At 41.5% G+C, this 25,717-nt stretch carries 26 protein-coding genes and 1 pseudogene; 18 read left to right on the forward strand and 9 right to left on the reverse strand.

The window, feature by feature from the left end; genetic code table 11:
* Positions 1–33: 33 nt before the first annotated feature.
* Together Q3A68_RS07215 and Q3A68_RS07220 are read right to left on the reverse strand one after the other, a co-directional pair.
* Positions 34–297, reverse strand: a complete 264-nt coding sequence (locus tag Q3A68_RS07215; RefSeq protein ID WP_302900387.1) for a SemiSWEET transporter — start codon at positions 295–297, stop codon at positions 34–36.
* Between the two features lie 67 nt (positions 298–364).
* Positions 365–2,083, reverse strand: a complete 1,719-nt coding sequence (locus Q3A68_RS07220) for an amino acid permease (RefSeq protein ID WP_302900388.1) — start codon at positions 2,081–2,083, stop codon at positions 365–367.
* Positions 2,084–2,267: 184 nt separating this feature from the next.
* On the opposite strand from Q3A68_RS07220, the gene Q3A68_RS07225 reads away from it, so the two are divergent.
* Positions 2,268–2,909, forward strand: coding sequence for a phosphatase PAP2 family protein (locus Q3A68_RS07225; protein ID WP_302900389.1), 642 nt, complete (start codon positions 2,268–2,270; stop codon positions 2,907–2,909).
* Positions 2,910–2,943: 34 nt separating this feature from the next.
* Here Q3A68_RS07225 and Q3A68_RS07230 read toward each other — a convergent pair.
* Both Q3A68_RS07230 and Q3A68_RS07235 read right to left on the reverse strand, forming a co-directional pair.
* Positions 2,944–3,722: pseudogene (locus tag Q3A68_RS07230) on the reverse strand (SPFH domain-containing protein).
* A 137-nt stretch (positions 3,723–3,859) separates the two neighbouring features.
* Positions 3,860–4,519 carry a hypothetical protein gene (locus tag Q3A68_RS07235; RefSeq protein ID WP_302900390.1) on the reverse strand — a complete coding sequence of 220 codons (660 nt, stop codon included), beginning with the start codon at positions 4,517–4,519 and terminating at the stop codon, positions 3,860–3,862.
* A gap of 280 nt (positions 4,520–4,799) precedes the next feature.
* Between Q3A68_RS07235 and Q3A68_RS07240 the strand changes: the two genes are divergently transcribed.
* Positions 4,800–5,300 carry a hypothetical protein gene (locus tag Q3A68_RS07240; protein WP_302900391.1) on the forward strand — a complete coding sequence of 167 codons (501 nt, stop codon included), beginning with the start codon at positions 4,800–4,802 and terminating at the stop codon, positions 5,298–5,300.
* A gap of 77 nt (positions 5,301–5,377) precedes the next feature.
* Here the strand turns inward: Q3A68_RS07240 and Q3A68_RS07245 are convergent, their stop codons facing one another.
* Positions 5,378–7,078, reverse strand: coding sequence for a M3 family oligoendopeptidase (locus Q3A68_RS07245; protein WP_302900392.1), 1,701 nt, complete (start codon positions 7,076–7,078; stop codon positions 5,378–5,380).
* Between the two features lie 122 nt (positions 7,079–7,200).
* Here Q3A68_RS07245 and Q3A68_RS07250 point away from each other — a divergent pair, with 122 nt between their 5' ends.
* Positions 7,201–8,667: an Ig-like domain-containing protein gene (locus Q3A68_RS07250; protein WP_302900393.1), complete on the forward strand. Its 1,467-nt coding sequence runs from the start codon at positions 7,201–7,203 to the stop codon at positions 8,665–8,667.
* On the opposite strand, the gene Q3A68_RS07255 is transcribed toward Q3A68_RS07250, so the two are convergent.
* From Q3A68_RS07255 to yihA, 4 genes are all read right to left on the reverse strand, one after another.
* Entirely contained in the window at positions 8,664–9,596 is a 933-nt protein-coding gene (locus Q3A68_RS07255; RefSeq protein ID WP_302900394.1) for an NAD-dependent epimerase/dehydratase family protein, read from the reverse strand. The two genes, Q3A68_RS07250 and Q3A68_RS07255, sit on opposite strands and share 4 nt — an antisense overlap.
* A gap of 78 nt (positions 9,597–9,674) precedes the next feature.
* Positions 9,675–10,280 (reverse strand): Crp/Fnr family transcriptional regulator, encoded by a 606-nt coding sequence (locus Q3A68_RS07260; protein ID WP_302900395.1) that lies wholly within the window; start codon positions 10,278–10,280, stop codon positions 9,675–9,677.
* 43 nt (positions 10,281–10,323) lie between these two features.
* A complete protein-coding gene (locus tag Q3A68_RS07265; protein ID WP_302900396.1) occupies positions 10,324–11,184 on the reverse strand; it encodes a UbiA-like polyprenyltransferase in 861 nt (286 codons plus the stop codon).
* Position 11,185: 1 nt separating this feature from the next.
* Positions 11,186–11,815, reverse strand: a complete 630-nt coding sequence (gene yihA / locus Q3A68_RS07270) for a ribosome biogenesis GTP-binding protein YihA/YsxC (RefSeq protein WP_302900397.1) — start codon at positions 11,813–11,815, stop codon at positions 11,186–11,188.
* A 219-nt stretch (positions 11,816–12,034) separates the two neighbouring features.
* On the opposite strand from yihA, the gene Q3A68_RS07275 reads away from it, so the two are divergent.
* The 15 genes from Q3A68_RS07275 to murI all read left to right on the forward strand — a co-directional run bounded on the left by Q3A68_RS07275 (position 12,035) and on the right by murI (position 25,711).
* Complete coding sequence (locus Q3A68_RS07275; RefSeq protein ID WP_302900398.1) at positions 12,035–12,523, forward strand: VOC family protein; 489 nt, start codon at positions 12,035–12,037, stop codon at positions 12,521–12,523.
* Positions 12,524–12,677: 154 nt separating this feature from the next.
* Complete coding sequence (gene ubiE, locus Q3A68_RS07280) at positions 12,678–13,409, forward strand: bifunctional demethylmenaquinone methyltransferase/2-methoxy-6-polyprenyl-1,4-benzoquinol methylase UbiE (RefSeq protein WP_302900399.1); 732 nt, start codon at positions 12,678–12,680, stop codon at positions 13,407–13,409.
* A 157-nt stretch (positions 13,410–13,566) separates the two neighbouring features.
* Positions 13,567–14,301 (forward strand): type IX secretion/gliding motility protein PorT/SprT, encoded by a 735-nt coding sequence (gene porT, locus Q3A68_RS07285; RefSeq protein ID WP_302900400.1) that lies wholly within the window; start codon positions 13,567–13,569, stop codon positions 14,299–14,301.
* A 125-nt stretch (positions 14,302–14,426) separates the two neighbouring features.
* Positions 14,427–15,185 carry an SDR family oxidoreductase gene (locus tag Q3A68_RS07290; protein ID WP_302900401.1) on the forward strand — a complete coding sequence of 253 codons (759 nt, stop codon included), beginning with the start codon at positions 14,427–14,429 and terminating at the stop codon, positions 15,183–15,185.
* A gap of 344 nt (positions 15,186–15,529) precedes the next feature.
* Positions 15,530–15,979 (forward strand): GatB/YqeY domain-containing protein, encoded by a 450-nt coding sequence (locus Q3A68_RS07295; RefSeq protein ID WP_302900402.1) that lies wholly within the window; start codon positions 15,530–15,532, stop codon positions 15,977–15,979.
* Between the two features lie 124 nt (positions 15,980–16,103).
* On the forward strand, positions 16,104–16,871 hold the full coding sequence (locus Q3A68_RS07300) for an alpha/beta fold hydrolase (protein WP_302900403.1): 768 nt from the start codon (positions 16,104–16,106) through the stop codon (positions 16,869–16,871).
* Positions 16,872–16,876: 5 nt separating this feature from the next.
* Complete coding sequence (locus Q3A68_RS07305; RefSeq protein WP_302900404.1) at positions 16,877–17,539, forward strand: CBS domain-containing protein; 663 nt, start codon at positions 16,877–16,879, stop codon at positions 17,537–17,539.
* Between the two features lie 101 nt (positions 17,540–17,640).
* Positions 17,641–18,528 carry an NAD kinase gene (locus tag Q3A68_RS07310; RefSeq protein WP_302900405.1) on the forward strand — a complete coding sequence of 296 codons (888 nt, stop codon included), beginning with the start codon at positions 17,641–17,643 and terminating at the stop codon, positions 18,526–18,528.
* 9 nt (positions 18,529–18,537) lie between these two features.
* A complete protein-coding gene (gene porG, locus Q3A68_RS07315; RefSeq protein ID WP_302900406.1) occupies positions 18,538–19,329 on the forward strand; it encodes a type IX secretion system protein PorG in 792 nt (263 codons plus the stop codon).
* 304 nt (positions 19,330–19,633) lie between these two features.
* On the forward strand, positions 19,634–20,152 hold the full coding sequence (locus Q3A68_RS07320; protein WP_302900407.1) for an ExbD/TolR family protein: 519 nt from the start codon (positions 19,634–19,636) through the stop codon (positions 20,150–20,152).
* A 210-nt stretch (positions 20,153–20,362) separates the two neighbouring features.
* A complete protein-coding gene (gene uppS, locus Q3A68_RS07325) occupies positions 20,363–21,103 on the forward strand; it encodes an undecaprenyl pyrophosphate synthase (RefSeq protein WP_302900408.1) in 741 nt (246 codons plus the stop codon).
* Between the two features lie 63 nt (positions 21,104–21,166).
* Complete coding sequence (bamA, locus tag Q3A68_RS07330; RefSeq protein WP_302900409.1) at positions 21,167–23,716, forward strand: outer membrane protein assembly factor BamA; 2,550 nt, start codon at positions 21,167–21,169, stop codon at positions 23,714–23,716.
* 6 nt (positions 23,717–23,722) lie between these two features.
* A complete protein-coding gene (locus tag Q3A68_RS07335) occupies positions 23,723–24,253 on the forward strand; it encodes an OmpH/Skp family outer membrane protein (RefSeq protein ID WP_302900410.1) in 531 nt (176 codons plus the stop codon).
* A gap of 48 nt (positions 24,254–24,301) precedes the next feature.
* Complete coding sequence (locus Q3A68_RS07340) at positions 24,302–24,814, forward strand: OmpH/Skp family outer membrane protein (RefSeq protein ID WP_302900411.1); 513 nt, start codon at positions 24,302–24,304, stop codon at positions 24,812–24,814.
* A gap of 66 nt (positions 24,815–24,880) precedes the next feature.
* A complete protein-coding gene (murI, locus tag Q3A68_RS07345) occupies positions 24,881–25,711 on the forward strand; it encodes a glutamate racemase (protein WP_302900412.1) in 831 nt (276 codons plus the stop codon).
* Positions 25,712–25,717: the final 6 nt, after the last annotated feature.

The following is a 25,717-nucleotide window of genomic DNA, read 5'->3' on the forward strand; positions in this document are numbered from 1 at the left end:
AACCTTTTAAATCACTACAAACCACTCCAACCCTTACTTATACCTGATCTTGTAAGCAAGTATGATGCTGGCGAATACAAACGTCACAACATTGGCAGCAGCTACCGGTAAGCTGTGGCTTAGTATACCATATATCAGCCAGAACAATGTACCTGCCGTGAAAAGCATATACATGTATAAGGAGATTCCTGACGTGTTTTTGGTTTGAATAGTTTTGATGGCCTGCGGTAAAAATGAAACCGTAGTGCCAAAAGCAGCTAAGTAGCCAATGATATCGATGTAGCTAATACTCTTCATAGGATTTGAGTTAGATGATGAAAACAATTACCCCTGAATAAAGGGCTTTTTCAGCTTACAATAATATTTATTCTAAGCCTTCTATCTTTTTAACACTTTCCTTACCCAGGATGCTGTTTTTGTAGCTATAAGTAAAATAAATAACCAATCCGATGATCAGCCATACCAGGAATCGTATCCAGTTGGTATAACCCAATTCTGTCATCAGGTAAAAACAGCTCAAAAGACCTAAGACAGGTATCAGCGATAAGTTCTTGATAAAGGCAAGTACCGTTAATACTGCTGAGAGAATGATGAAGATAAAAAATGGAAAATTCTCATGGGCATTTTCGCTGGTAAACAGTTTCAGAATATCATTTCTGAAAAAATAAATCCCGGTAATAAAAATAATGGGGACAATCCATTTCGAATTGATGTATGGAAGACGGAACTTGCCGCTTTGAGCGGTTTCTTTAGGTAATAATAAAACGCCACCGCAAACTAACACGAAGGCAAACAGGGTTCCTATACTGGTCAGGTCAGTCACTACTGTTAGATTGACGAACAATGCCGGTACGGCAACTACAATGCCCGTAATAATGGTTGCGAATGATGGCGTATGGTATTTGGGGTGTATTTTAGAAAATACTTTTGGCAATAAACCGTCCCGGCTCATGCTCATCCAGATACGTGGTTGCCCTAGCTGGAATATCAATAATACGCTAGCCGTTGCAATGACAGCGCTAAAGGAGATTATGCCGCTTAATTTAGTCAAATGAACTTTGTTAAATACAAAAGCCAGGGGGTCGCCAACTGCAAGCTCTTTGTAGTTCACCATGCCTGTAAGCACTAACGCAATTAAAATATAGAGTACCGTACAAATGATAAGGGAATAAATCATCCCCCTTGGCAAGTCGCGCTGTGGTGCGCGGCATTCCTCGGCAGTAGTGGATATGGCATCAAAACCGATATAAGCAAAGAAAACGCCGGATACCCCCTTCATTACCCCACTGAATCCGTTTGGCATAAAAGGGTGCCAGTTGGCAGGCGTTACGTAGAAAAACCCTATAGCGATTACCGCGATTACAATACCGATTTTTAGCAACACCATGGCGTTAGTGGCCTTTTTTGTCTCGCGGATACCAATATAAACCAGGTAGGTGATAATGACCACTATTAATAGTGCCGGAATGTTGGCTATGAACTTGACATCCCCTATACCGGGTGCGGTGTTCCATGCGAGTGCGCCTTGTTTAAGTGTATCCGTTATTCCTGCCAGGTTATGGCTTGCAGTAAGAGCCTGTACGTCTCTATTGGCATTGAAAGCTGATAGGTAATCGATTGTAAGATATTCGGGAATATGGATATGAAAACCCTCCATCAGGTTAACAAAGTAGGTGCTCCACGATATGGCTACCGCAATATTACCTATTGCATATTCCATGAGCAGGTCCCAGCCGATTATCCATGCGATCAGCTCACCAAACGAAGCGTAGGCATAAGTATAAGCGCTGCCGGCTACGGGGATGCGTGACGCAAATTCGGCATAACACAAAGCGGAAAACCCGCAGGTGATCGCTGTGATTACAAAGAGGATAGTTACTCCGGGGCCACCATTAAAAGAAGCCAGGCCAATGGTCGAAAATATTCCTGCACCAACCACAGCCGCTATACCCATCAAGGTGAGGTCTTTTACATTTAACTCTTTTTTTAATTGGGAACCTGAATGTTCGGCATCGCTAAAGCCGCTTGCAACATCAGCTAATATTCTGTTTATAGATTTTTTACGGAATATATCTTTCGGCATGCAGTTAATTATTAGACCAAGCCCAAACATAACTATTTTTTTGCATTGAATTATATAGCGGATTTTCTATTAACTTGCGGCCATGAAACCATCATGAGCCACCGCTCAAAAGCTGAAATAAACGAAAATGGCTCATGATAGCTTCATGGCCATTAAAAAACAAATTATTCTAATGAAAATGAGTATGAATGAGGTTTTAAGGCGAACTAATTCGTTTTTGATCCCTTATTTATTGATCTTGTGCGCTTGCCTGGTAATCAAACTGGTTTATACCAAAGCAGAAATCTATTTCGCAGTAAATGCACACTATAACCCATTTTTTGATTGGATACAACCCTATATAACCGATATAGGTAACGGATGGACGGCTGTAGCAATAGCAGCAATACTAACACTGTTTAACTACAGAAAGGCATTAATCGTCGCATCGTCTTACGCAGTTACGTCCATTTCGGCCCAGATATTAAAATACATATTCGATGCCCCTCGGCCTAAATTGTATTTTAAGGATCAAATTAGCAGGATTCATTTTGTTAAGGCGGTTGAGATATTGAGTTTACACAGCTTTCCGTCCGGGCATACGGTTTCGGCATTTACTCTGGCCGTAATTTTTACCTATTGGTGCAAGAACAAGGCCTGGGGACCTTTATTCTTATTCATTGCTGTTATGGTAGGCTATTCACGTATGTATTTAAGTGAACATTTTTTCGAGGATGTCACTGCGGGCTCGGTGATCGGCGTGATTGTAACTGTTATCTGGTTGTACTGGTTGGATAATAAAACATTTATTCAAAGCCCTAAATGGCAAAAGGGACTACTCGGTTAAGCAATCCCTTTAATATTATTGTTTATTAATCAGTTTAATGATGGCCGAAGGCATAGACCAGAGCCACAATAACAAGTAGTATCAGGATTATTAAACCGGCAATTTTTGCAGCACTCCTTGGATGCACACCATGTACTTCTCCCGTGCATGCGTTGATGGTAAATTGATATACTTTATTGTTGTAGGTATAAGTACTTACCCAGACTGGTAACAATATATACTTTATGCCCACATTCTCAAGGTCTACTGCAAAGTCGCCGATACGTTGTTCATCGCCCTCGATATCCTCCAGAATAGTTCTTCTGATTACTGGTGCCATTGAATTTTTAGCTACTTCTAAACCATCCTGCGGGCTTAGTTGATAATTCTCAGCACGAAAGCCGCTCAGAAACATTTCGTTATATGCGGTAAGCTTATTATAAGAGCCAAATGCCCGTAATCTAATTGGGCCAAATTCGGCATCACGAATGATCACAGGGTTTTGCGTGCCCCATTTTTGATTCAGGAACTGGCGCGTACTTATAAAGTATACATCAGCCTTGAACGGACTATTGAAGCCGTATTTCCAACCTTTTAAAGTGGAGAGTATGGGCATGTTCAGCGAGCTAATTCATGCCTGCCTGGCGAATAGATATCAGCTATTTCCCCTTCGTTCATGAAAATCGCTACCTGCGATTCCCTGACCGTGAGTTTAGCGCCCATTTTAATCTCATTATCTTGTCTAGGAAATTTCCATACTATAGTATTTTTGGTGGTATCAACCCACTCAATTATATCTATAAATTCATTCATCAATTTGCTAAATAATCCCATATGTGGTTTAGATAAGTCTTGCAACTAAAGTAAAATAATTTTGCTATTTAGCCTATCGGAATTTGAAATTTCAATAAATAAAAAAGGGGATATCACTCCCCTGATTATGTTTTAGAATTGGTTTATATTTTATTTAATCAGGCAAATTGGCCACTATCTCTTTTCCTGAATATCAGCCAGGCTATCAATCCTATAATTAATACACCACCTGCAATCTCGATTACCATATTGGTATTTACTGAGCTCGATGGGCGCGTGTCGGTGTACTGGTCGTTTCGCTGCAGCTCGGGCGAAAGCTTAATGGATGCAAAAAAGGCTTTTGATTCATTTTTTATCAGATCCTTACGCGATTCAGGGTAGCCGTACTCAAAAGTATAGGTAGCGTCCTGTGTGTACAGCAAAATGAAATTACGGTACTGACTCTCGCCGTTAGGGTCGCTTTGAAACAGCGTAAACGCTTTGGCTTTTAGTGTGCCAATGGTTGTATCGCGTACATTCTGCGTACTACCGTTGCCGCTTTGGCTTTGTATACCCTGTATGTATTTTTTCAGAACGGCATTAAGATCATTTTCCTTTTGTAATGGTTGATTGCCTTTAGCGTTAGGCTCCCGGATGGCGATCATGTAACCAAGGTCATTATTGGCGGTTAATATCTGCTGACCTAAGGTGTCTTTTTTGATATAAGATGTTGGTAACGAAACGCTTACCAGGCTATCAAGCTTTACCGATTTTAACGATTGACCGAATACTGCATTCACCGAAAACAGTATGGCAAATAATACTATTATCTTCTTCATATTACATGTATAAACTCTAGAAAACCGTAAATAGTTTAATATAATTTACAATAAGTAGTCTTATGTGTTTGTTAATTGTCTGATAATAAGTATTCTATGCGTGATTATAGGCGCCTATTTTACACTTAGGCGACAAAGCAATAACGCTATGCAGACTATACCCGGATTTTCATCTGCCTGGTTGTTTTAAGAAAAATATTTTAGTGTAGGTGATAACTTGTTGAGCGAAAATTTCGTATACCCGACAAAAAATAACGATAACTTAAATCTTGTTACAAAAATGAAAAAAATTAAAATCCTGGCCGTAATGGCTATGTCTCTTGCCGTAGTTACTTTAAATTCCTGCAAAAAGAAAGATGTAAAACCGGCTGTGTCAATTACAGCGACTGTTGACGGAACCGCTACTAATTTCAACGTTAATGCGGCTGCCCTGCAGGCTACGTCATCTGGCATGACCATTACGAATATTGAAGGTTCAACCTCCGCTGGGGGGCCGACACTATCTCTGGGTCTGATTGGAACACTAACAGCCGGTAAAACGTTTAGTGACGCTAATACCGCTGACAATGATAGGCCGTTGTTTGTGTACGCCACATCCCCAACTGCCGACTCTGACTATGTAAATGATGACGATGATACATCAAATCTACCAACTGTGACCATTACTTCCGTAACTTCAACTACTATAGACGGAACATTTAAAGGCCTGGTTGCGGACGGCACAAGCACCAAATCAATAGCCAACGGCAAGTTTCACGTAAATATCCAGACTCACCCCTAATACTTAAGGTTATGAGTTATAAAAAAGCCGGCTATAGAGAATATGGCCGGCTTTTTTGCTTTGATTTCCTTTTCCAATCAGAGTTTATCCATCTCACTCTTGACAAACTCGGCCAGCTCTTTTACATAGCCCGCACTGAAATCAAATTTGATTCCCGCTGTTTGATAGATCTCTTTAATGGTTTTGGTATAGCCTAGCTTTAAGGCATCAAGGTATTGCTCCAATCCCTTTTCAGGATTTTCTTTATAGTTTTTCCATACAGCTATTGCGCCTAATTGCGCCATACCATATTCGATATAGTAGAATGGTACTTCGAAAATATGCAGTTGCTTTTGCCAAAGGTTGGCTTCAGCCTCTTTGTGTGTATTCCAATCGGCAAAACTGGCACCAAAATCTTCAAAAATTTGTACCCAGGCTTCGGTACGCTGTTCATCTGTATGGTCCGGGTTGGTGTATATCCAATGCTGGAATTGATCGACAATGGCTACCCATGGCAAAGTTTTTAATACATCAAAAAGCTGATCACGTTTTGCCCGCTTCAGATCTTCTTCGTTATCAAAATACACATTCCAATTGTCCATCGATATTAGCTCCATTGACATAGAAGCCAGTTCTGCAACTTCTGACGGACAATGCTTAAAGTCGTTCAGCTCTAAATCGGCGGTCAAGAAGGTATGCACTGCATGGCCGCCCTCATGTACCATCGTAGTCAGGTCGCGGAAGGTATTAGCTGAGTTCATGAAGATGAATGGCGCACCGGTTTCAGCTAGCGGATAGTTGTAACCACCCGGCGCTTTGCCTTTGCGGCTTTCCACATCGAATAGCTGGTTGTCTTTCATGATCTCCAGGCGCTCACCGAGGTAACGACTGATATTGCTGAAGCACTGAATGGATTTCTCGATCAGCTCGCCACCATTCTGGAAGGGCTTTAAAGCAGCTTTACCGGAAATATCTACATCCAGGTCCCATGGCTCCAGTTTGTCTAAACCTAATGCTGTTTTTCGCTTTTCAGCCTGCTCATGCAGAATAGGTACAATCTCTTTCTGTATAGCTTCATGAAAGGCGTAACAATCCTTCGGAGTATAATCGAAACGCCCCAATGCCTGGAACATGTAATCTCTGAAGTTTTCAAAGCCGGCATTCAAGGCCACTTTATGCCTTAGGGCACGCAGGGTATCGAATAATTGATTGAGCGGCAGCTTATCCTGCCAACGGCGGGTGGTGATCTTCTCCCAGGCTTCCTGCCTTTTGCTGCGGTCTATATCTTTCATCCTTACCGCAGCCTGCTCCAGGGTAAATTCCTTGTCGTCGATATGAACTGACATCGAGCCGGTGATTGACTGGTATTTTTGCTGTTCTACCTGTATCTCGGTCAGGATTGGAATGTTTTCTTCCCTGAAAAGCTCTAAAGCCTTTTTTACGCCACGCAGATAAATAAAATATTTGTGCTTATCCAAATCATCGGCGTATTCACTACCAACTAGCTTCTTGTTCAGTTCATTGCTGTAAGGCGCAATTTTAGGTTCGATCTCGGTAGCGAAATATTGAAACTTTTGCAGCAGTTCTTCGCTGGTGGTATCGCAGGTCATCCGGATATAGCGCCAAGCAAAATCTTCCTCCAAGGCAGCTTCCAGTTCACTGCGGTCATGCAGCCAATGCTCGAGTTCATCAACTGAATTGATGGGGCGTTCAGTTAGTTCCTTGAAGATCGGATCCAGGTTTTCCCATTTTATCTCCAGGTTTTGCGGGATGTACTTTCTTGTTTTTTTGTGTATCATGGCTTTGATGTGCAGATGTGCAAATGTGCGGATGTGAAGATGATAATCAAAGAAATTTACAAACTAAATCAAAACTTGATAATGAAATTATTTTTATCTTTACCACAGGCCTAAGCCTTAATATGAAATCAATCCTAACCATCACAATTATAGTAGTAGCTACCATATTTTTCTCCTGTTCAAAAAAGCAAGACAACAATGTTCAACCGGCACTTGGTGCAATTTCTATAAGTGGCACTCATGAGGCTGATACCATAAAAGGGGTTTTGTCGGCACAGATTGCCGTGTCCGGTTCAGTTCAACCAACCAAAATAGAAGTCTACGCTAATGATTCATTGCTAACCACGGTTACTAAGGTTCCATATAATGTTCAATGGAATACGTTTGGTGTAAACAATGGAAACTATAAGCTAAAAGCAATTGCTTACGATAACTCAGGCAAGCAAACGCAAACTACGCTGAATGTTGTGGTTCACAATGTGCTGGTTACCTTGCTGATCGATCCCCATATAAACAGTATATATTCTAGTGTAATGTATATAGTTACTGATTCTGCAGGAACTGTATTAAATTCCATAAAATACAATGGAACCGATAAATATATTTATGTAACAACAACCCATCCTGATCCCAAAAGTAGATGCAGTGTATTTGAAGTGAAAAATTATTCTTTGGTCGGCCAAACCTATATCACTGCGTATATGAATATACCTAAAGGAAGCGTTTGGAATTTGCGTGGAGTTACTGAAAACCTCGATCCAAAAATATCAAATGCAAAAATAAATCTTGCCAATATCCCTTCTTTTAGCCGGCTAACTACAAGCTCGGATTTATATGGCTTTACCTATACGAATACCGCAGATATACGTAATGTTACCAATTTCCTTTTCTCAAGAACTGGAAAGCAGTATGTGCAGTATATCGATAACAGCGGTAATGGCCATTATCATTTTTATGATGTGGATACTGTCAATAAGAATAATGTGATCGATTTAGCAGCCAATATTTTTCAATCATCAATAACGAAGACCATTACTGCAAATGGCGCAACTTCGATAAGTGTCTATTTAAATGGGAAGTCCGATAAAAGTTATGACGATTATTATTTGTTGGATAGTTATTCCGTTAACGGACCAGGTTTGTCATATTACTACCCTGATGGTACTTATATAACCAACTATACAAGTCTGGTTTCTTTTACCCAAAATGGATGGAATTATAGTAATGTTTATTTAGACCTGCCTCCTGAAACTATTGCTCCTTTTGGAACTATTGCAACCATCACAAGCAGTTCATTAAGCCAATTCAGCTTTACTACACAAGGCACCCTTGACTATTATTCGGCCAATTTTTATTCAGCTTCAAATAATGCCCAACTATCAATTTATTCGCCTTCGGCTTATAAGTCTATCCAGTTCCCAGATATATTAAAACTAACAAATTTGTCGGGTGCGCCTCTCAGTAATTTTAAGCTGACTGCATTCAGTATGTATAAGACACCAGGATTTGATGAAAGTAAGCTGTTTTATTATACTAATGAGTATCCTGGTATAGTCATGCCATCTCAGTCGGCGACTATACGTTTTTAGTAGGCTTTCTTGAACAGTGTTTCGGACATTAACTTAAAGCCATCTTTATAAAAGGTGGGTTTATAGTTGAATGTTTTCTCAAATTTATCAGAGTTAAAGTTGTAGTCATGATCGTATTGGTAATACATCTCCACTGTACCCATCACCACTTTCACAAACAAGCCATATAACCAAAGCATGGTCTTATTAACAGCCATGAATTTAGGTTTGACATCATAAATACTTGCTGCCAGGTCAATGAATTGTTTGCCGGTCATGGGTGCTGCTGTAGGCATGTGCCATATCTGGTTATCGCTTGATGGGTTTTGTCCTAACAGGAAAATCCCTTTGCCCATATCAGGGATATAGCTGAAGTTGTGCAGCTTATTCGGATTGCCTATCCATTGGGCACTTTGCTTTTTGGCGTACTTATCCAGCACCATCATATCCAGAAAACTGTTCTTGTTGTCTGTCCCGTAGAAATCTGCTGCACGGGCTATGCTGGCAGTTATGTTCCCAGTCTTTGCTTCATCCATAAACTGCATAGCTATTTTAGCCCTGACCTCACCTTTTACGCTGGATGGGTTATAAGGAGTAGTTTCCAGCATTGGGCCGTTAACCAGTCCGTAGGAATACACATTGTCGAAGAAGATCAGCCTTGCTCCGGTTTCTTTACCCAGGTTGATAAAGTTTTGCATGATGACGGGCCATTGTTGCTGCCAAACAGTTTTATCGTATACCAGTCCGGCTGTAAGATAGATCACACTTGAGCCTTTCACTGCGGCTAATAGTTCGTTGTAGTTCAGCAGGTCGGCTTTTTGCCAGGTCGTATTTGGGGTTGATGGCTGGATTGGCTTTCGGCTAACCAGGCGTATAGTTTCGTTCGTGGTTGCCAGTTCGCGGGTAAGTGCATTTGCAACTGCGCCGCCGGCTCCTAATATGGTATGCATTTCTTTTTCTGTTTTGATTAAGACAAATGTACCGTCGCCATGTTACCCAAAACGTTAACAAAAGATAAGAAAGTGAAATCAACGTACCGTTTCCAATATTCGCTTCCTTATCCGCGAAAGCGACACAGGGGTAATGCCTAAGTAATTTGCAACGTAGTGTTGCGGTATGCGTCGCAATATTTCCTTACCGGTGTTCAGAAGTTCCAGATAACGTTCTTCGGGCGATTGGGTGATGAAGGCGGTGATCCTGTCCTCGTAACAAATTAAATAGTCTTCAGCTATTAATCTGCCAAAGCGTTCCATTTTGTAGGCCAGCATAGGGTTTGCCAGCATCTGGTCCATATCTTTTTTGGTGAAGGTGACAAGTTTGGCGTCTTCCAGAGCCTGTATATAGGTAAGGCTGGGTCGCCCTGTCAGGTAGCTTTTGTAGGAACTTAGATATTCATTCTCGAAACTGAAGTAGCCCGTAATTTCTTCGCCATCTTTCACATGAAAATACCTGACAGCACCTTTGACTATGAAGCCCACTTTATCACACACCTTGCCATGCTCGGCAAAATAATGTCTCTTCTTAAGCTTGCTGAGGGTCAGATGCTGACTGAACAGTATCCATTCGGCCTCATTAAAGACAACGTATTTTTTAAGATGTTCGCGGAAGATATTCAGAGCAGCAGATGAGTCCATTGCATAAAGGTAACAAATTCGAAATTGAACATTCGAAATCACTCTACCTTATCCACAGCCTATCCAACAAAAAGAACACCGCAAATACCACACTGGCTATCCCATTGGTCGTCATGAATGCAAAATTCACCCGGCTCAGATCATTGGGTTTTACTAACCTGTGCTGGTAGATCAGCATCGAACAAAAGAACACGATGCCGATATAATAAGGCCAGCTAAAGCCACTATGATAGATCAATACAGGTGCTATTATGAATGAAGCAGACAACACATGCAGGCAAGTGGACAACCTCAGGGCATTTACCTTGCCCAGCCATGCAGGTATGGAGTGCAGATGCTCATTACGGTCGAAATCCTCATCCTGCAAGGCATAGATGATATCGAAACCGCTTACCCAGCATAATACAGATAAAGAGAAGAATATTGGCAGCAAAGCAAAATGTCCGGTCACTACCAAATAGGCCCCGATAGGGGCTAAAGATAATCCCAAGCCTAATACGAGATGACACAATGCGGTAAATCTTTTTGTAGCGCTATATCCCAATACCACCAACAAAGCTACGGGCGACAAGAAAAAGCAAAGCCTGTTGATAAACCAGGTAGCTGTAATAAATAAAGCACAATTGACCAATGTAAAAGTGAGAGCTGCTATTGGACTAATGCGTCCTGCGGGTATATCTCGTTTCTGTGTTCTTGGGTTTTTAGCATCGATGTTTCTGTCGAGGTAGCGGTTGAATGCCATAGCCGAGTTACGGGCGAAAACCATACATAGTACCATCAGCAATAATTTCAGCCAATCAAAATGTGCTGACGTAGTAGTCACCGCCAAAAAGAAGCCGATTAAGGCAAATGGCATGGCAAATATGGTATGCGCAAAGGTGACTAAGGAAAGATATTTTTTCATTTTATTTATAAAATTCGGAATCAAATGCCGGCACTTCAAAATTCCTGTTCACTTCGTTTATAAAGCCAAGCACTTCGTCTCGTCCGCTTTGTGATTCGGCGGAGGTGACGAAGACGGCAGGAACCTCATCAAAGGTAGCTAATAATGCCTTTTTAAACTTAGCTATATTCTGATCGGTTTTTACCGACGATTGCTTATCGGCTTTGGTGAATACCAGTACAAATGATAGGCCCTTTTCGCCCAGCCAGTTGCAAAACTCCAGATCGATCTTTTGCGGCTCCAGGCGACTGTCGATTAATACCATTACACATTGCAGGCTTTCGCGTTTATCTAAATAGGTGCGGATAAACTTGTTCCAGTCTTCCTTTTTGCTTTTGGAAATACGCGCATAGCCATAACCAGGCAGATCGACAATATACCAGCTATCATTGATCAGGAAGTGGTTGATGAGCTGTGTTTTGCCCGGCGTTTGCGAGGTCTTTGCCAATCCCTTCTTGGCTGTCAGCATATTGATTAAGGACGATTTACCCACATTCGACCGTCCTATAAAAGCATACTCGGGCTTTACCGGCGGTGGCAGTTTGGATATCTGGGTGTTGCTGCAAATAAATTCGGCAGATTTTACAATCATGGTGCAAAGGTAGTGAATTAGGGATTAGTTGATTGGAGATTAGTTAACCAGTTAATCAGTGACCCTTTATCAGTTATTCATCGTCGTAGCGCCCTGATAACCGGTTAACTGATTAACTAATCACTAAATTGCATGTTGTAACATTTATTTTAATATATCATGACATTGTTCCCATTGTTTATCAGCAAATTTGTATAAGATTTCAACTTTCGATATAAAATGGAAAAATATACAGTCCCTGCAAAAACACGTATAGGGCATGTGCACCTGAAGGTGAGCGATTTGGAGCGTGCTCTTGATTTTTATTGTGACTTGCTTGGTTTTGAATTAATGACACGGTATGGTGCTCAGGCGGCATTCATTTCGGCGGGAGGGTACCATCATCACATAGGGCTTAATACATGGTACAGCCAAGGTCAACCACCTGCACCGGCAAGTTCGCCCGGATTATTCCATACCGCCATACTTTACCCCGAACGTAAAGACCTTGCTATTGCTGTGCAAAGGTTGATTGATGCCAAATATCCACTTAGCGGCGCATCCGATCATGGGGTATCAGAGGCGATTTATCTGGATGATCCGGATGGTAATGGAGTAGAACTCTATTGGGATAAGCCGCATGATCAGTGGCCAAAGGATGAGAACGGTGACCTGACCATGTTTACCCACGCGCTTGATTTGCCTGGGTTGTTGGCATTGGCGAAATGAGGTAATAGTTGACAGTTCATAGGCCATGGTGACTGTCCCAAATGTCCCAGTTGGTGAGGTGAGACAGAACGGGACAGCAGGGGCAGACTAATTTTAACCAATCAACTTAATCAACCCAATCAACTCAATCAACCAAATAACTATCTTTGCCGTGATGAGCAAAACTGTAATCCCTTATACCGATGAGCAGGGCACCAAAAAAGAACAGGTGGCCGATATGTTCAACAATATCTCTAAAACCTACGATTTCCTGAACCATTTTATGTCGCTAGGTATCGATATTATCTGGCGCAAAAAGGCGATCAATGAGTTGAAGAAAGATCAGCCCAAACTGATATTGGATGTAGCTACCGGTACGGGTGATTTTGCTTTCGAGGCCCTGAAAATATTGAAGCCCGATAAGATAATCGGGGTAGATATTTCACGCGGTATGTTGGATGTGGCCGAAGAGAAAATAGCCAAACGCAACTTAAGCAGTCAGTTTGAAGTAAAACTGGGTGATTCGGAAAAGCTGCCTTTCAGCGATAACGGGTTCGATGCGGTTACCGTGGCCTATGGGGTGCGTAACTTCGAGAACCTGGAGAAAGGTTTGGCAGATATTTTGCGTGTACTTAAGCCAGGAGGTAAAGCGGTGGTGCTGGAGTTTTCAAAACCTAAGGTATTCCCCATAAAGCAGTTGTATAATTTTTATTTCAACTACATTACCCCTGGTATCGGCAAGCTCTTTTCAAAGGATTCACGAGCTTATTCCTACCTGCCTGAGTCGGTAGCTGCATTCCCCGATGGGAAAAACTTTACCGGCCTAATGGACAAGGTGGGCTTTAAGCATACCAAATGCAGGCCGTTAGCGTTTGGTATCTGTTCAATATATACGGGCGTTAAGTAAACTCACCCCGACATCGTTACGCTAGCCGACCCGCTCTATGGCAAGCCATAAAGAGGGTGAAAAATAAATCCGCTCGTTGTGCAAAGCGGAGAGAGGGTGGTCGAGCGAAGTAACGACCGGGTGAGTAAATAGGCGGTTTGCCTGATAAACTGATTAAATGAATAAAACCAGGTACTTAACCATTATTTTTATTCTTTTTTGCGGACAAACGCTATTTGCCCAGCGCGCCCCTGCGTGGGGTGGCAATGCTGATCAGGAAGATTATAGCTTTGGGTTTACCTTTCAGTATATCAACAGTTACTTTAAGATCGACAAAAAACCTAATTGGCGCGATCCCTATTACGACCAGGATTTAAAGAAGTATACCACGCAGCCGCTTACGGCTATAGGCTCCCAGGGGTCGCCGGGGTTTGCGGTGAGCTTTTTATTTCGTTACCGCATTGATGAGCACCTTGAAGCACGCACCACGCCGGGACTGGTTTTTGCAGACAGGTCAGTATATTATGATTATGCTGATCCGTCGCAGGACGTGATCAAACCGGTTCAGGCAACTATGGTAGAATTCCCGGTGTCGATCAAACTAAAGTCAGACAGGGTAGATAATTACCGGGCTTATATTATGGCCGGGGTAAAATATTCGGAAGCTATCGGCGCAAAACGAAACAAGCCCGACATAAACCCTGTGGACGCATTGCTAACCAACAAATCAGGCTTTGGCTCCTACGAAGTAGGGCTGGGCTGTGATATTTATTTTGAATATTTTAAAATGACCCCTGAGATAAAATTATCTAACTCAATGGGCAATTTGTTAAACCGCGAAAATACCCCTTATGCCAACCCAATCGACAAACTTTCCCTGCACACCATTACCTTTAGTCTGTGTTTTGAATAATCTGATAATCAGTAGTTAGTATTCATTTTAGAATCAAAAAACTGCCAATTTTCAGACGTTTACGTCAGTTCAATTTTACCACATTTTTAAATTATTAACTAACTTAGTCAACGATTTATTCACCTATGTCAAAAATCACATTAATAACCGGTGCCACCGCAGGGATCGGAGAGGCCTGTGCACATGTTTTTGCCCGTGAACGATACGATATAATAATAACTGGCCGTCGTGCGGACCGCCTTGAAAAGTTAGCTGAACAGCTCAGAAAGGAGTATAATATCAAGGTGATTACCTCTGAATTTGACGTTCGTAACCGTCAAGAGGTAATCAGCAAGCTGGAAGCCTTACCGGATGAATGGAAAAAGATAAACGTGCTTGTGAACAATGCAGGCCTGAGCCAGGGGCTTGATCCGATACAGGACGGTAGTTATGAAGATTGGGAAACGATGATCGACACCAATGTCAAAGGGCTATTGTATGTAACCAAAGTAGTATCAAACTGGATGATCGCCAACGGCTTTGGGCATATCGTCAATCTGGGGTCAATAGCGGGTAAGGAAGTATATGCGAATGGAAATGTGTATTGTGCCAGCAAACATGCCGTAGATGCTTTAAATAAAGGTATGCGGATAGATCTTTTACCATACGGAATTAAGGTAACCGCAGTGCATCCCGGTGCTGTAGAAACGGAGTTTTCAGAAGTGCGCTTTAAGGGAGATAAATCAAGGGCCAAAAAAGTGTATGCGGGTTTTGAACCGTTAGTGGCCAAAGATATAGCCGAAACCATTTGGTTTGCTGTATCACGCCCGCCGCATGTCAACATCAACGAATTAACCATTATGCCAACCGCTCAGGCCAATGCAGTAAATATTTACAGGAAGTAGAGGATGTGGAGTCGAGAAGGTGTGCGAATGTGCAGATTGATTGTCGATGGTAAAAAATATATCATGCCAAATTTGGAACATGCATATTCTCGCATTTGTAACCTACCTGTAAAAATATCTTAAAAAGACACGCTATCACTTAAAAATCAAACAGCTTAAATAATCCTTTTGCGTATTATCTGTCTATATTTTAAATAAAAATACTAAAATCAATTTTGGTTTTTGGACTAATTCAGACATCAAACTATTGGAAAATAAGTTTTTTATTTATTAATATTGGGTGCAATCTTTCGGGATTCGATCAAAAATTACTAATTCGCTCATTCACTAATTATTAACCAGGGATGTCACTTACAACTCAAATAGATCAGGAAATAAAACAGGCCATGTTGGGCAAACAGGAAGCCAGGCTGCGGGGATTACGTGCTATCAAATCAGCTTTGTTGCTGGCACGTACCGAAAAAGGAGCTTCTGAGGAGATATCGCAGGAAACTGAGATCAAAGTGTTGCAAAAGCTGATCAAACAACGTAAAGAATCAGCAGATATCTATAAAGCGCAAAACCGCGAGGACCTTTACAAAATAGAGGCGGAGGAAATGGAAGTAATTGAAGGGTTTTTGCCTAAGCAGATGGAACGCGGCGAAGTAGAAACTTATTTGAAGGATCTGATCAACCGTGTGGGTGCCACATCCGTAAGAGATATGGGTAAGGTAATGGGGGCTGCTAATAAGGAATTAGCTGGCAAGGCGGATGGTAAAACGATATCAGAAGTTGTAAAACAGCTATTAGGATAATTTAATCTGTATAATTGTTGCAACTCAATTTCAATAAGCTATTTTTATAGCGGATAAAAACTATACCAGCCCCTGATAATAATAGCTTGGGGTATTGTTTTAAAATTAATTTTTATACACATATATGGATTTCGTGCTTAAAGAGGAACATGGCTTTAGTTACATCGATGAGGGCGAAGGGGAGGTATTGCTGTTGCTGCATGGCCTGATGGGTGCGCTGAGCAACTGGGATGCTGTGATAAGAGATTTTAGCAAGGAATACCGTGTTATTATACCTATTCTACCGATATATGATTTGCCGCTGCTTACCACGGGGGTAAAAACACTGGCTAAGCATGTGCATCGCTTTGTAATGCACATGGGGCTTACAGATTTCACCTTACTTGGCAACTCACTTGGCGGCCATGTGGGGTTGATCTATTGCATCAATCATCCGCAGCTTGTAAAATCACTGATACTTACCGGCAGTTCGGGGTTATATGAGAATGCATTTGGGGGATCATTTCCCCGTCGTGAAAGCTATGACTTCGTAAAGGAAAAGGTAGAATATACTTTTTACGACCCTAAGGTAGCAACCAAAGAACTGGTAGACGACGTATTTAAAACAATTAACGACCGTAACCGCGTGATCAGGATATTGGCCATGGCAAAATCGGCCATACGTCATAATATGGCAAAGGATTTGCATAAGATTCATATCCCTGTAGCGTTGATATGGGGGAAAAATGATAAAATAACACCTCCCGAGGTGGCAGTGGAATTTAATCAGCTGTTGCCAAATTCGGAGCTGTACTGGATAGATCAATGCGGACATGCACCAATGATGGAGCACCCCGAAGAGTTTAACCGGTTACTGAAGGCGTTTTTAGAGAAATATAAAGTAAAAGTATAAGCATTATGCTTGCAGTCGAGCTGATATCTGATTCAATTCCACCCGTGCACACCTCTGATTCTATTCAGAAGGTGATGGAGCGGATGCTGGAATTCCGTATCAGGCACCTGCCGATTGTAAATGAAGAACAGTTTCTTGGGCTAATCTCCGATGCTGACCTTATAGAAGCGGGTGATTACCAGGCCCCTATTGGTTCGCTGGCATTGTCGTTGGTTAACCCTTATGTGCTGGAAGAACAGCATATTTATGACGTGATCCGCTTGTTTTACGAGCAGCAACTAACTATTGTGCCTGTCCTCGATGTTAAAAAGAATTACCAGGGGCTTATATCAATCAATACACTTACTGAGTATTTCGCTAAGCTCACTTCTGTTTCAGACCCCGGTGGCATCATTGTGCTAGAGATTGGTAATAAGAATAATTCACTGGCCCACATGGCGCAGATAGTGGAATCAGATAATGCCCAGATCCTGAGCTCTTATGTGCGTACGTTCCCGGACTCAACCCGGATGGAAGTGACGCTAAAAGTAAATAAAGTGGATATTTCGGCAATTGTTGCCACATTTATGCGCTACGAATACGAAGTAAAGGCCACCTTTAACCACAGCGACGATAACGATAATTCAAAAGATCGCTACGATTCATTGATGAATTACCTTAATTTGTAAAATAATTATAAGTCCATGGTCAATAGTCCATAGACTATGGTAAAAAATCGATAGCAAACTATGGACTATGGGCTATCAGCTATGGTCTCATAATTTAAACAATGAAAATAGCAATCTACGGCAGACCATTTAACGATATTTTAGTTCTACCCTATATTCAGCAGGTGTTTGACGTGCTCAATCAATACCATGTTGAAATTTACCTCCATAAACAATTGGCCGACTTTCTGGATGGAAAAATAAAGGAAGTAAAATACAATGTTCTAAAAGACGAGAAATTTTTACGTAAGAACATCGACGTATTGATCACCCTTGGTGGCGATGGTACCCTGCTGGACATGGTCACCCTGATACATGATTCGGGTACACCCGTGATTGGTATAAACTTCGGCCGTTTGGGTTTCCTGGCAAGCGTAAATAAAAATGATATTGCGGCAGCCATATATGCAGTGGTGAATAAAGACTTTACCCTGGACAGCCGCGAATTACTGGAGATAGATTGCGAAGGGAAAGAAAATATATTTGGCTGTGACAACTTCGCCCTGAATGACATCACCATTCACAAACGTGACGATTCGGCGATGATAACGACGCATGCTTTTCTGAATGACGAGTTTTTGAATTCCTATTGGGGCGATGGTATCATAATATCAACATCTACCGGTTCAACAGCATATTCATTGAGCTGCGGTGGCCCAATACTATTCCCTCAATCCAATAGCATAGTTGTAACGCCTATTTCGCCACATAACCTAAATGTAAGGCCCATCGTATTACCTGATGACAGTGTGCTTGCGTTTGATGTGGAATGCCGCAGTGCCAATTATTTGGTGTCGTGCGACTCAAGAACGAACATCATTGATAAAACAATGAAGTTTCACATCCGCAAGGCTAACTTTAAATTAAATCTGATCAGGCTAAATAATGAAAGTTATTTATCCACGTTAAGGAACAAATTGTTGTGGGGACTGGATGCCCGCAATTATTAATTTTGATGGATGCCCAAATTTGTAAGCTTTTTACTCCTTTTATTTATATCCTGTAGTCTTCATGCCCAGCAAACCTGGGAGGTGGGCATTTTTGGCGGAGGGACGGCTTATATGGGCGACCTTAACCCAAACAATCCTGTAAAGGTAAGCGGGGGCTCGGTAGGAGCTTTTGTTCAACGCAACTTCGACGGGTACTTATCAGCAAAGCTAAATTATACTTTCGGGCAGATAAGCGGAGCCGACAGCCAATCACCAAATGCACAACAACGCCTGCGTAATCTTAGCTTTACCACCCAATTGAATGAATTAAGCCTGGTAGGGGAGTTCAACTTCTTTAAATATATTCCTGAAGTAGGCCAAAACCGGTGGACGCCTTTCGTTTTCCTCGGTGTGGGCGTAGTAGGGTATAATCCGCAGGCCGTGTACCAGGGTGAAAAGTATGATCTGCGTCCATTGATGACTGAAGGCGAGTCAAAGCCCTATCGCAACCTGGTTCCAACATTTCCATATGGGGTTGGCGTTAAGTATAATATATCCGGTAAACTGAATTTAATCTTCGACTTAGGTTACCGCAATCCATCCACTGATTACCTGGACGATGTTTCAGGCAATTATCCCGATCCGTCTAAATTACCAAACAATACATCAAGAGCTCTTTCCGATCGTTCCGGTGAAGTAAACGGCGGCGTTAATATTGGCGCACCAGGCACTCAGCGTGGAGACCTGCGCCCCAAGGATACCTATATGTTTTTCGGAGTAGGCATCTCCTTCACGTTTATTTCCTCTAAATGCTATTACTAGTAAGTTTTATCTAAAATTCCGTTTAAATTTTTGATTAAATAATTCTCTCCCTACACTTAAGTGAGGGATGTCCAGCGTAACTTTGACAGCGGTGGGTAAAGTATTAGGACAGTTAAACTACACGCAGGTTTTTGCCCCTCCCGGCCTCCCCTGATTCCTGGAGAAGAGTTATTTATTGCAATTTTCAGACTATTATTCTTTTAATTTTGTTTTTACAAAATTAAATTTTGTATATTTGGATTATGTCAAAATAATATATTTTGTCTTTATAGCTAACCGAATATTCACCTAAAAACGTAAAGTCATGGCCGAATTAACCACCTCCGGAAACTCAGGGAGAAAGGGGAGACGCCGCACTCCAACTCCACGAATCGACCTTACTGCTATGGTTGATCTCGCTTTTTTGCTGATCACGTTCTTTATCATGGCTACGTCGCTGGCAAAGCCCAAAGCGATGGATTTGGCTATGCCAGTTAAAGGCCCGGATGGTAGTGTACCGGAAACACGCACCATGAGCGTTTGCCTTGGAAAAGATGACAAAGTGATGTGGTATATGGGTATGCCCGAAAAACCATTGACAAAGCCTCAATTGGTCGATTTTGGTAAAGCCGGGTTACGCGCTGTACTTGCAGACAATAATAAAAAGGCTTTCCAATCCTCCGGTAAACCGCTTATCGTTATTCTGAAGCCAAGTGACCATTCAGTTTATAATAACTTCGTTTCAGCTTTAGATGAATTCAGCATCAGTAATATCCAGACCTACGCCGTCGCAAATATTACACCTAAAGATGTTGATATGCTTAAACAAAAAGGGGCTTTTTAACCTTTCCTTATCATAGCACATTGCCGCCGGCTTTCATTCTGATTGCCCGGCGGTTTGCTTTTTATAATGGCTCTTCCCGGTCAAAGCCGGTAATTTTTTTGTCAATTTTTCTTTTTCTGGTGCATACTAAAAAAGTACAAAGTAAGTTTTACCTTTGTACCCTGAAAAAAAAGGCATAAGTTGTTGAAAGCTTGCTGAAACACGGATTCAATGGGATATAAGGACCAGATTGATTTATTAAAATTACCTCAGCATATAGCTATCATTATGGATGGCAATGGGCGTTGGGCTAAGGGGAAAGGCAAGCTAAGGGTATTTGGCCATCGTAACGGTGTACAGTCTGTTCGCGATGTGGTTGAAGGTGCTGCCGAACTCGGCATCAAGTATATCACCTTATATACTTTCTCTTCTGAGAACTGGAGCCGCCCCAAACTGGAAGTCTCTGCTATAATGGAGTTGATGATCAGTACTATCCACAAAGAAATCAACAACTTTATGAAGAACAACATTCGCTTAAATGCTATAGGTGACCTGGGAATGCTTCCTGGAAAAGCCTATGCAGAGCTTACCGGTGCTATTAAAAAGACAGCAGAAAATACCGGGATAGTGCTTACGTTGGCGTTAAGCTACAGCTCGCGCAAAGAAATTGTACAGGCGGCAAAGAACATTGCGGAAAAGGTACAGAAGGGTGAACTGGGCATTGCCGACATTGATGAAGACACATTTGAGAATAATTTATATACCAGCGGTATGCCCGATCCTGAATTAATGATCAGAACGAGCGGAGAATACCGGATAAGTAACTATTTATTATGGCAAATAGCGTATGCTGAACTGTATTTTACACCTAAACTCTGGCCTGATTTCAGGCGTGAAGACCTGTATGAAGCCATTATTGACTATCAAAAGCGGGAGCGCCGTTTTGGTATGATCAGCGAGCAGCTTAACTAAATTTTTACTTTTAACACTTTTTAACAACTGTATAAATTATTTTTAGCCCACTAAAATATTCGGATGAATAAACTTCTTTTTACTATTCTTTTTGCTGTAATAAGCACTGTTACCCTGGCCCAGGTTACCCAACAACGACCGTCACTGCAAAAATCAATTCCGGCAGACAGTTTGAGTTACCTGAACCCAAAAGATTATATAATAGGGGGTGTTACGGTTAGTGGCACCAAATATCTGGATAAAGATGTATTGGTACAGATATCTAAATTAAGCAAAGGCGACAAGATCAATTTACCAGGGGAGCAAAATGCTGCAGTGGTTAAAAGAATGTATGACCAGGGGCTTTTTGACGATGTTCAATTATATATCACCAAAATCAACCTCGATACCGTTTACCTTGAAATAGCGGTTACTGAGCGTCCGCGATTATCTCGTTTGCATATCACTGGTATCAGAAAAGGCGAAGTAGAAGACCTTCAAAAGAAATTAAGTGACAAGAATTCAAAGATCGTTAACGAGAACCTGTTAAGTACAACAACGGCTATCATTAAAAAGCACTTTAATGAGAAGGGTTTCTTAAATACCACAGTTGATATTAAGCAGCGTAAAGATCCGGGAGATGCGAATAGTGTGATCCTGGATGTTGCTGTAGATAAAAAACAGAAAGTAAGGATCAACAAGGTGATTTTTGAAGGAAATACAGCCTTCTCGAGCAAAAAACTAAAAAAATACCTGAAGAAAACGCGTGAGCGTAAATGGTACAATCTATTTGGTTCAAGAAAGTTTTTGCAGGACCATTATGATGAAGATAAGCAAACCCTGATAGAAAAAATGCAGGATAAAGGTTATCGTGACGCGGAAATTATTAAAGACTCTGTCTGGAAAAATGATGAAAATACAGTAAATGTTAAAATAAAGGTCTATGAAGGGCATAAATATTACTTCGGTAATATTAAGTGGTCTGGCAATGCACGCTATCCATCTGATCTGCTGAATAAGCTGATCCGCCTTAAAAAGGGGGATGTTTTCAGTGAAGAGGAATTGAACAAGCGTTTACAAGGGCCAACCCCCAATAATGATGACGTATCTACACTTTATCTGGATGGTGGATACCTTACTTATAACGCTGACCCTGTTCAGACCAGGGTTTATAATGATACTGTCGACCTGGATATCAGGATCTACGAAGGACCTCAATATACGATCAATAAAGTAGACGTTAAGGGTAACGATGTAACCAACGATAAAGTGGTTAGGCGTGAGATCAGGGTGAAACCCGGACAAAAGTTCAATAAAGAGCTGTTGATCCGCAGTACACGTGAAATTGGTCAGTTGGGTAACTTTGATGAGCAGAAGACAGAACCGAAGCCGACAAACATTAATCCGGCTGATGGGACAGTGGATATTATCTTCAACGTAGTTGAAAAACCATCAGACCAGATAGAGTTGTCAGGTGGTTTTGGCGGCGGACAAATAGTGGGTACGCTCGGGTTAACATTTAATAACTTCTCGCTCAAAAATATATTCCATTTAAAAGACTATAAACCGCTTCCAAAAGGTGACGGTCAGAAGCTGAGCATCAGAGGGCAATCAAGTGGGCGTACTTACCAGAACTACTCGTTTACCTTCTCTGAGCCGTGGTTAGGTGGTAAAAAGCCTATTTACTTTGCGTTATCTGCTTATACGCAATTAAGCTCCACCGGGCAATATTATGCAAAGAGCGATTCCCGTTACAATAATTTGCGTATCAATGGTGTGGGTGTGACTTTGGGTAAAAGATTAAACTGGCCTGATAATTATTTCCAGCTCAATTACTCATTAAACTTTGATCACTATAACCTTGACAATTATCCTGGTTATATATTCCAGAATGGTACTTCTTATAATATCAAACTGACACAGGAGATAACCCGCAACTCACTCGATGCACCAATATTCCCTACACAAGGTTCAAATATTAAATTTACCATACAGGGTACGCCGCCATATTCGTTATGGAATGGTGTAAACTATAAAATAGCTACGCCTGAACAAGTATACCACTTTGTGGAATATTATAAAGTTAAGTGGGATGCACAATGGTTCCAGAAAATAATAGGTAAACTGGTATTGATGTCGCAGGTCAGGTTTGGTTTCTTAGGCGAATATAACTCCTTTGTTCCTGCATCTCCATTTGAACGTTTCAAATTGGGTGGCGACGGTATGCAGAGCTACCAGTTCTTACAGGGTAGTGATATTATCGGGTTAAGAGGTTATCAAAACTTCTCTATCATTCCGGTCGGAACTAATTATAATGAGAGCAACAACCCGGGTAGTACGATCTATAACAAATATACGTTTGAGCTTCGTCACCCTGTGATTGCCAGCCAGTCGGCAACAATATTTGTATTGGCATTTGCTGAGGGCGGCAATGTGTGGAATAACTTTGATCAATTTAATCCGTTTAACGTAAGACGCTCTGTAGGTATTGGAGCAAGAATATTTTTACCTATTTTTGGATTGCTTGGGTTGGATTACGGATATGGATTTGATAAGATACCAGGAATACCCGATGCTAATAAAGGGCAGTTCCACTTCTCAATCTCACAAAGCCTGAGCGGGGGATTTAATTAAAATTATATGAAAAAAATAATTTTATTATTAGTTCTTACGTTTACAGCGTTTACGAGTACATTTGCGCAGCGTTTTGCTTTCGTTGACTCAGATTACATACTAAAGCATGTACCTGAATATGCGGCAGCGCAAAAACAATTGACCGCATTGTCCGGGCAATGGCAAAAAGAAGTTGATACCCGGTCGCAGGAGATCGAACGATTATACAAAGCATACGAAGCTGACCAGGTTTTACTGACGGCTGACATGAAAAAGCGGCGCGAGGCCGAGATATCTGATAAAGAGAAAGCAGTGAAGGAATTTCAGCGTCAAAAGTTCGGGCCAGATGGAGAACTGTCAAAAAAGAGCACTGCTCTGATCAAGCCCATTCAGGACAGGATAACAAAAGCAATACAGGAAGTAGCTGAAGGTGAAGATCTGGATATGATATTTGATAAAAACAGCGAAGTGATTATGCTGTATGCTAATCCGCGCTATGATAAAAGTGCGGACGTGATAACGAAACTGGGCCTGAAGCCTGGTGTGTTTGCGAGATAAAATAATTTAGAAATAAAACAAACTATTATTAAACACAGAACATTAAAAATGAAAAAACTATTAAAGGTTGCTTTAATCGCAGTATGTATTGTATTTGCAGGAAATCTGGCTAAAGCGCAAAGTAAAATAGGGTATGTAGCAGTGGACGCGATTGTTGATCAGATGCCTGAAACTAAAGCAGCAATTAAAACCATTACTGATTACAATAAACAGTTCATCGATCAGCTGACTACTATGAATAATGAATTACAGTCGAAAGGACAGGCTTACCAGGCTCAACGTGGTACTATGACTGACGCTATCCGCACTGCAAAAGAAAGCGAACTGAACGACTTGCAAAAACGTTTTACCGACTACCAGAATACAGCACAACAACAAGTTCAGGCTAAACAGTCTGAATTGGGTAAACCGATTATCGAAAAAGTAAGAGCCGCTGTTGCGCAGGTAGCAAAAGAAAAAGGCTACACTTATGTGATCAACTCATCACAAACTGATTTGGTTGTATCGCCTCCGGGTGATGACCTGGCAGTTGAGGTAAAAGCTAAATTAGGTTTAAAATAAATTAATTTACAGGTTATTTTTATAAAGCGCCGGCAATTTGCCGGGCGCTTTTTTTATTTTAGCGCTGTGTTAAACAAGCAACCTATAGGTATTTTTGATTCCGGATATGGCGGTCTCACCGTTTTCCGGTCAATTGCCGATCAACTCCCGGATTATGATTACATCTATTTAGGCGACAATGCCCGTGCACCATACGGTAACAGGTCGTTTAATACCATTCACGAATATACCTGGCAGTGCGTGCAGATGCTTTTTGAAATGGGGTGCCCCTTGGTGATACTTGCTTGTAATACAGCATCAGCAAAAGCTCTCCGGACTATCCAGCAACGTGATCTGATCCACGAAGATCCGTCCAAAAGAGTGCTTGGCGTTATCAGGCCCACAGCCGAAGTGATTGGAAATTATACCCAAACGAAACAAATAGGGGTATTGGGTACCAAAGGTACCGTGCAGTCGAAATCCTATCTGATCGAGATTAATAATTTTTTCCCTGAGGTAAAGGTTCATCAGCAGGCTTGTCCGCTTTGGGTGCCATTGGTTGAGAACGGAGAGCATGATCAGCCTGGAGCCGATTATTTTGTAAAAAAATACCTTGACCAGGTGCTGGCAAAATCTACTGAAATTGATACGCTACTGTTAGCCTGTACACATTATCCATTATTACAGGGAAAGATAACCGCTTATTTACCAAAGCACATCAAAGTGGTTCCCCAGGGAGACATTGTGGCTGCAAGCTTAAAAGATTACCTGAACCGTCATTCTGAAATGGAGCAAAAGTTAACCAAAGGGCATACAAGGCAATTTTTTACCACTTCTGATGATACGGATGACTTTGATCATCATGCCTCCATGTTCTTTTCCGAACAGGTAAAATCAGAATATGCTTCTTTAAAATAGTTCGTA

This window comes from Mucilaginibacter tolerans (assembly GCF_030519375.1).
GTDB lineage: Bacteria > Bacteroidota > Bacteroidia > Sphingobacteriales > Sphingobacteriaceae > Mucilaginibacter.

What these genes read in the sequence shown, in the direction of transcription:
- Q3A68_RS07240 (WP_302900391.1), top strand. Translation starts at nt 4,800, where the DNA reads ATGAAAAAAATTAAAATCCTGGCCGTAATGGCTATGTCTCTTGCCGTA.
- Q3A68_RS07225 (WP_302900389.1), top strand. Translation starts at nt 2,268, where the DNA reads ATGAATGAGGTTTTAAGGCGAACTAATTCGTTTTTGATCCCTTATTTA.
- Q3A68_RS07300 (WP_302900403.1), top strand. Translation starts at nt 16,104, where the DNA reads ATGGATTTCGTGCTTAAAGAGGAACATGGCTTTAGTTACATCGATGAG.
- Q3A68_RS07245 (WP_302900392.1), bottom strand. Translation starts at nt 7,078, where the DNA reads ATGATACACAAAAAAACAAGAAAGTACATCCCGCAAAACCTGGAGATA.
- porT (WP_302900400.1), top strand. Translation starts at nt 13,567, where the DNA reads ATGAATAAAACCAGGTACTTAACCATTATTTTTATTCTTTTTTGCGGA.
- Q3A68_RS07260 (WP_302900395.1), bottom strand. Translation starts at nt 10,280, where the DNA reads ATGGACTCATCTGCTGCTCTGAATATCTTCCGCGAACATCTTAAAAAA.
- Q3A68_RS07220 (WP_302900388.1), bottom strand. Translation starts at nt 2,083, where the DNA reads ATGCCGAAAGATATATTCCGTAAAAAATCTATAAACAGAATATTAGCT.
- Q3A68_RS07235 (WP_302900390.1), bottom strand. Translation starts at nt 4,519, where the DNA reads ATGAAGAAGATAATAGTATTATTTGCCATACTGTTTTCGGTGAATGCA.
- uppS (WP_302900408.1), top strand. Translation starts at nt 20,363, where the DNA reads ATGGGATATAAGGACCAGATTGATTTATTAAAATTACCTCAGCATATA.
- Q3A68_RS07255 (WP_302900394.1), bottom strand. Translation starts at nt 9,596, where the DNA reads ATGCATACCATATTAGGAGCCGGCGGCGCAGTTGCAAATGCACTTACC.
- Q3A68_RS07215 (WP_302900387.1), bottom strand. Translation starts at nt 297, where the DNA reads ATGAAGAGTATTAGCTACATCGATATCATTGGCTACTTAGCTGCTTTT.
- Q3A68_RS07320 (WP_302900407.1), top strand. Translation starts at nt 19,634, where the DNA reads ATGGCCGAATTAACCACCTCCGGAAACTCAGGGAGAAAGGGGAGACGC.
- ubiE (WP_302900399.1), top strand. Translation starts at nt 12,678, where the DNA reads ATGAGCAAAACTGTAATCCCTTATACCGATGAGCAGGGCACCAAAAAA.
- porG (WP_302900406.1), top strand. Translation starts at nt 18,538, where the DNA reads ATGCCCAAATTTGTAAGCTTTTTACTCCTTTTATTTATATCCTGTAGT.
- yihA (WP_302900397.1), bottom strand. Translation starts at nt 11,815, where the DNA reads ATGATTGTAAAATCTGCCGAATTTATTTGCAGCAACACCCAGATATCC.
- bamA (WP_302900409.1), top strand. Translation starts at nt 21,167, where the DNA reads ATGAATAAACTTCTTTTTACTATTCTTTTTGCTGTAATAAGCACTGTT.
- Q3A68_RS07340 (WP_302900411.1), top strand. Translation starts at nt 24,302, where the DNA reads ATGAAAAAACTATTAAAGGTTGCTTTAATCGCAGTATGTATTGTATTT.
- Q3A68_RS07290 (WP_302900401.1), top strand. Translation starts at nt 14,427, where the DNA reads ATGTCAAAAATCACATTAATAACCGGTGCCACCGCAGGGATCGGAGAG.
- Q3A68_RS07335 (WP_302900410.1), top strand. Translation starts at nt 23,723, where the DNA reads ATGAAAAAAATAATTTTATTATTAGTTCTTACGTTTACAGCGTTTACG.
- Q3A68_RS07275 (WP_302900398.1), top strand. Translation starts at nt 12,035, where the DNA reads ATGGAAAAATATACAGTCCCTGCAAAAACACGTATAGGGCATGTGCAC.
- Q3A68_RS07295 (WP_302900402.1), top strand. Translation starts at nt 15,530, where the DNA reads ATGTCACTTACAACTCAAATAGATCAGGAAATAAAACAGGCCATGTTG.
- Q3A68_RS07250 (WP_302900393.1), top strand. Translation starts at nt 7,201, where the DNA reads ATGAAATCAATCCTAACCATCACAATTATAGTAGTAGCTACCATATTT.
- Q3A68_RS07310 (WP_302900405.1), top strand. Translation starts at nt 17,641, where the DNA reads ATGAAAATAGCAATCTACGGCAGACCATTTAACGATATTTTAGTTCTA.
- Q3A68_RS07265 (WP_302900396.1), bottom strand. Translation starts at nt 11,184, where the DNA reads ATGAAAAAATATCTTTCCTTAGTCACCTTTGCGCATACCATATTTGCC.
- Q3A68_RS07305 (WP_302900404.1), top strand. Translation starts at nt 16,877, where the DNA reads ATGCTTGCAGTCGAGCTGATATCTGATTCAATTCCACCCGTGCACACC.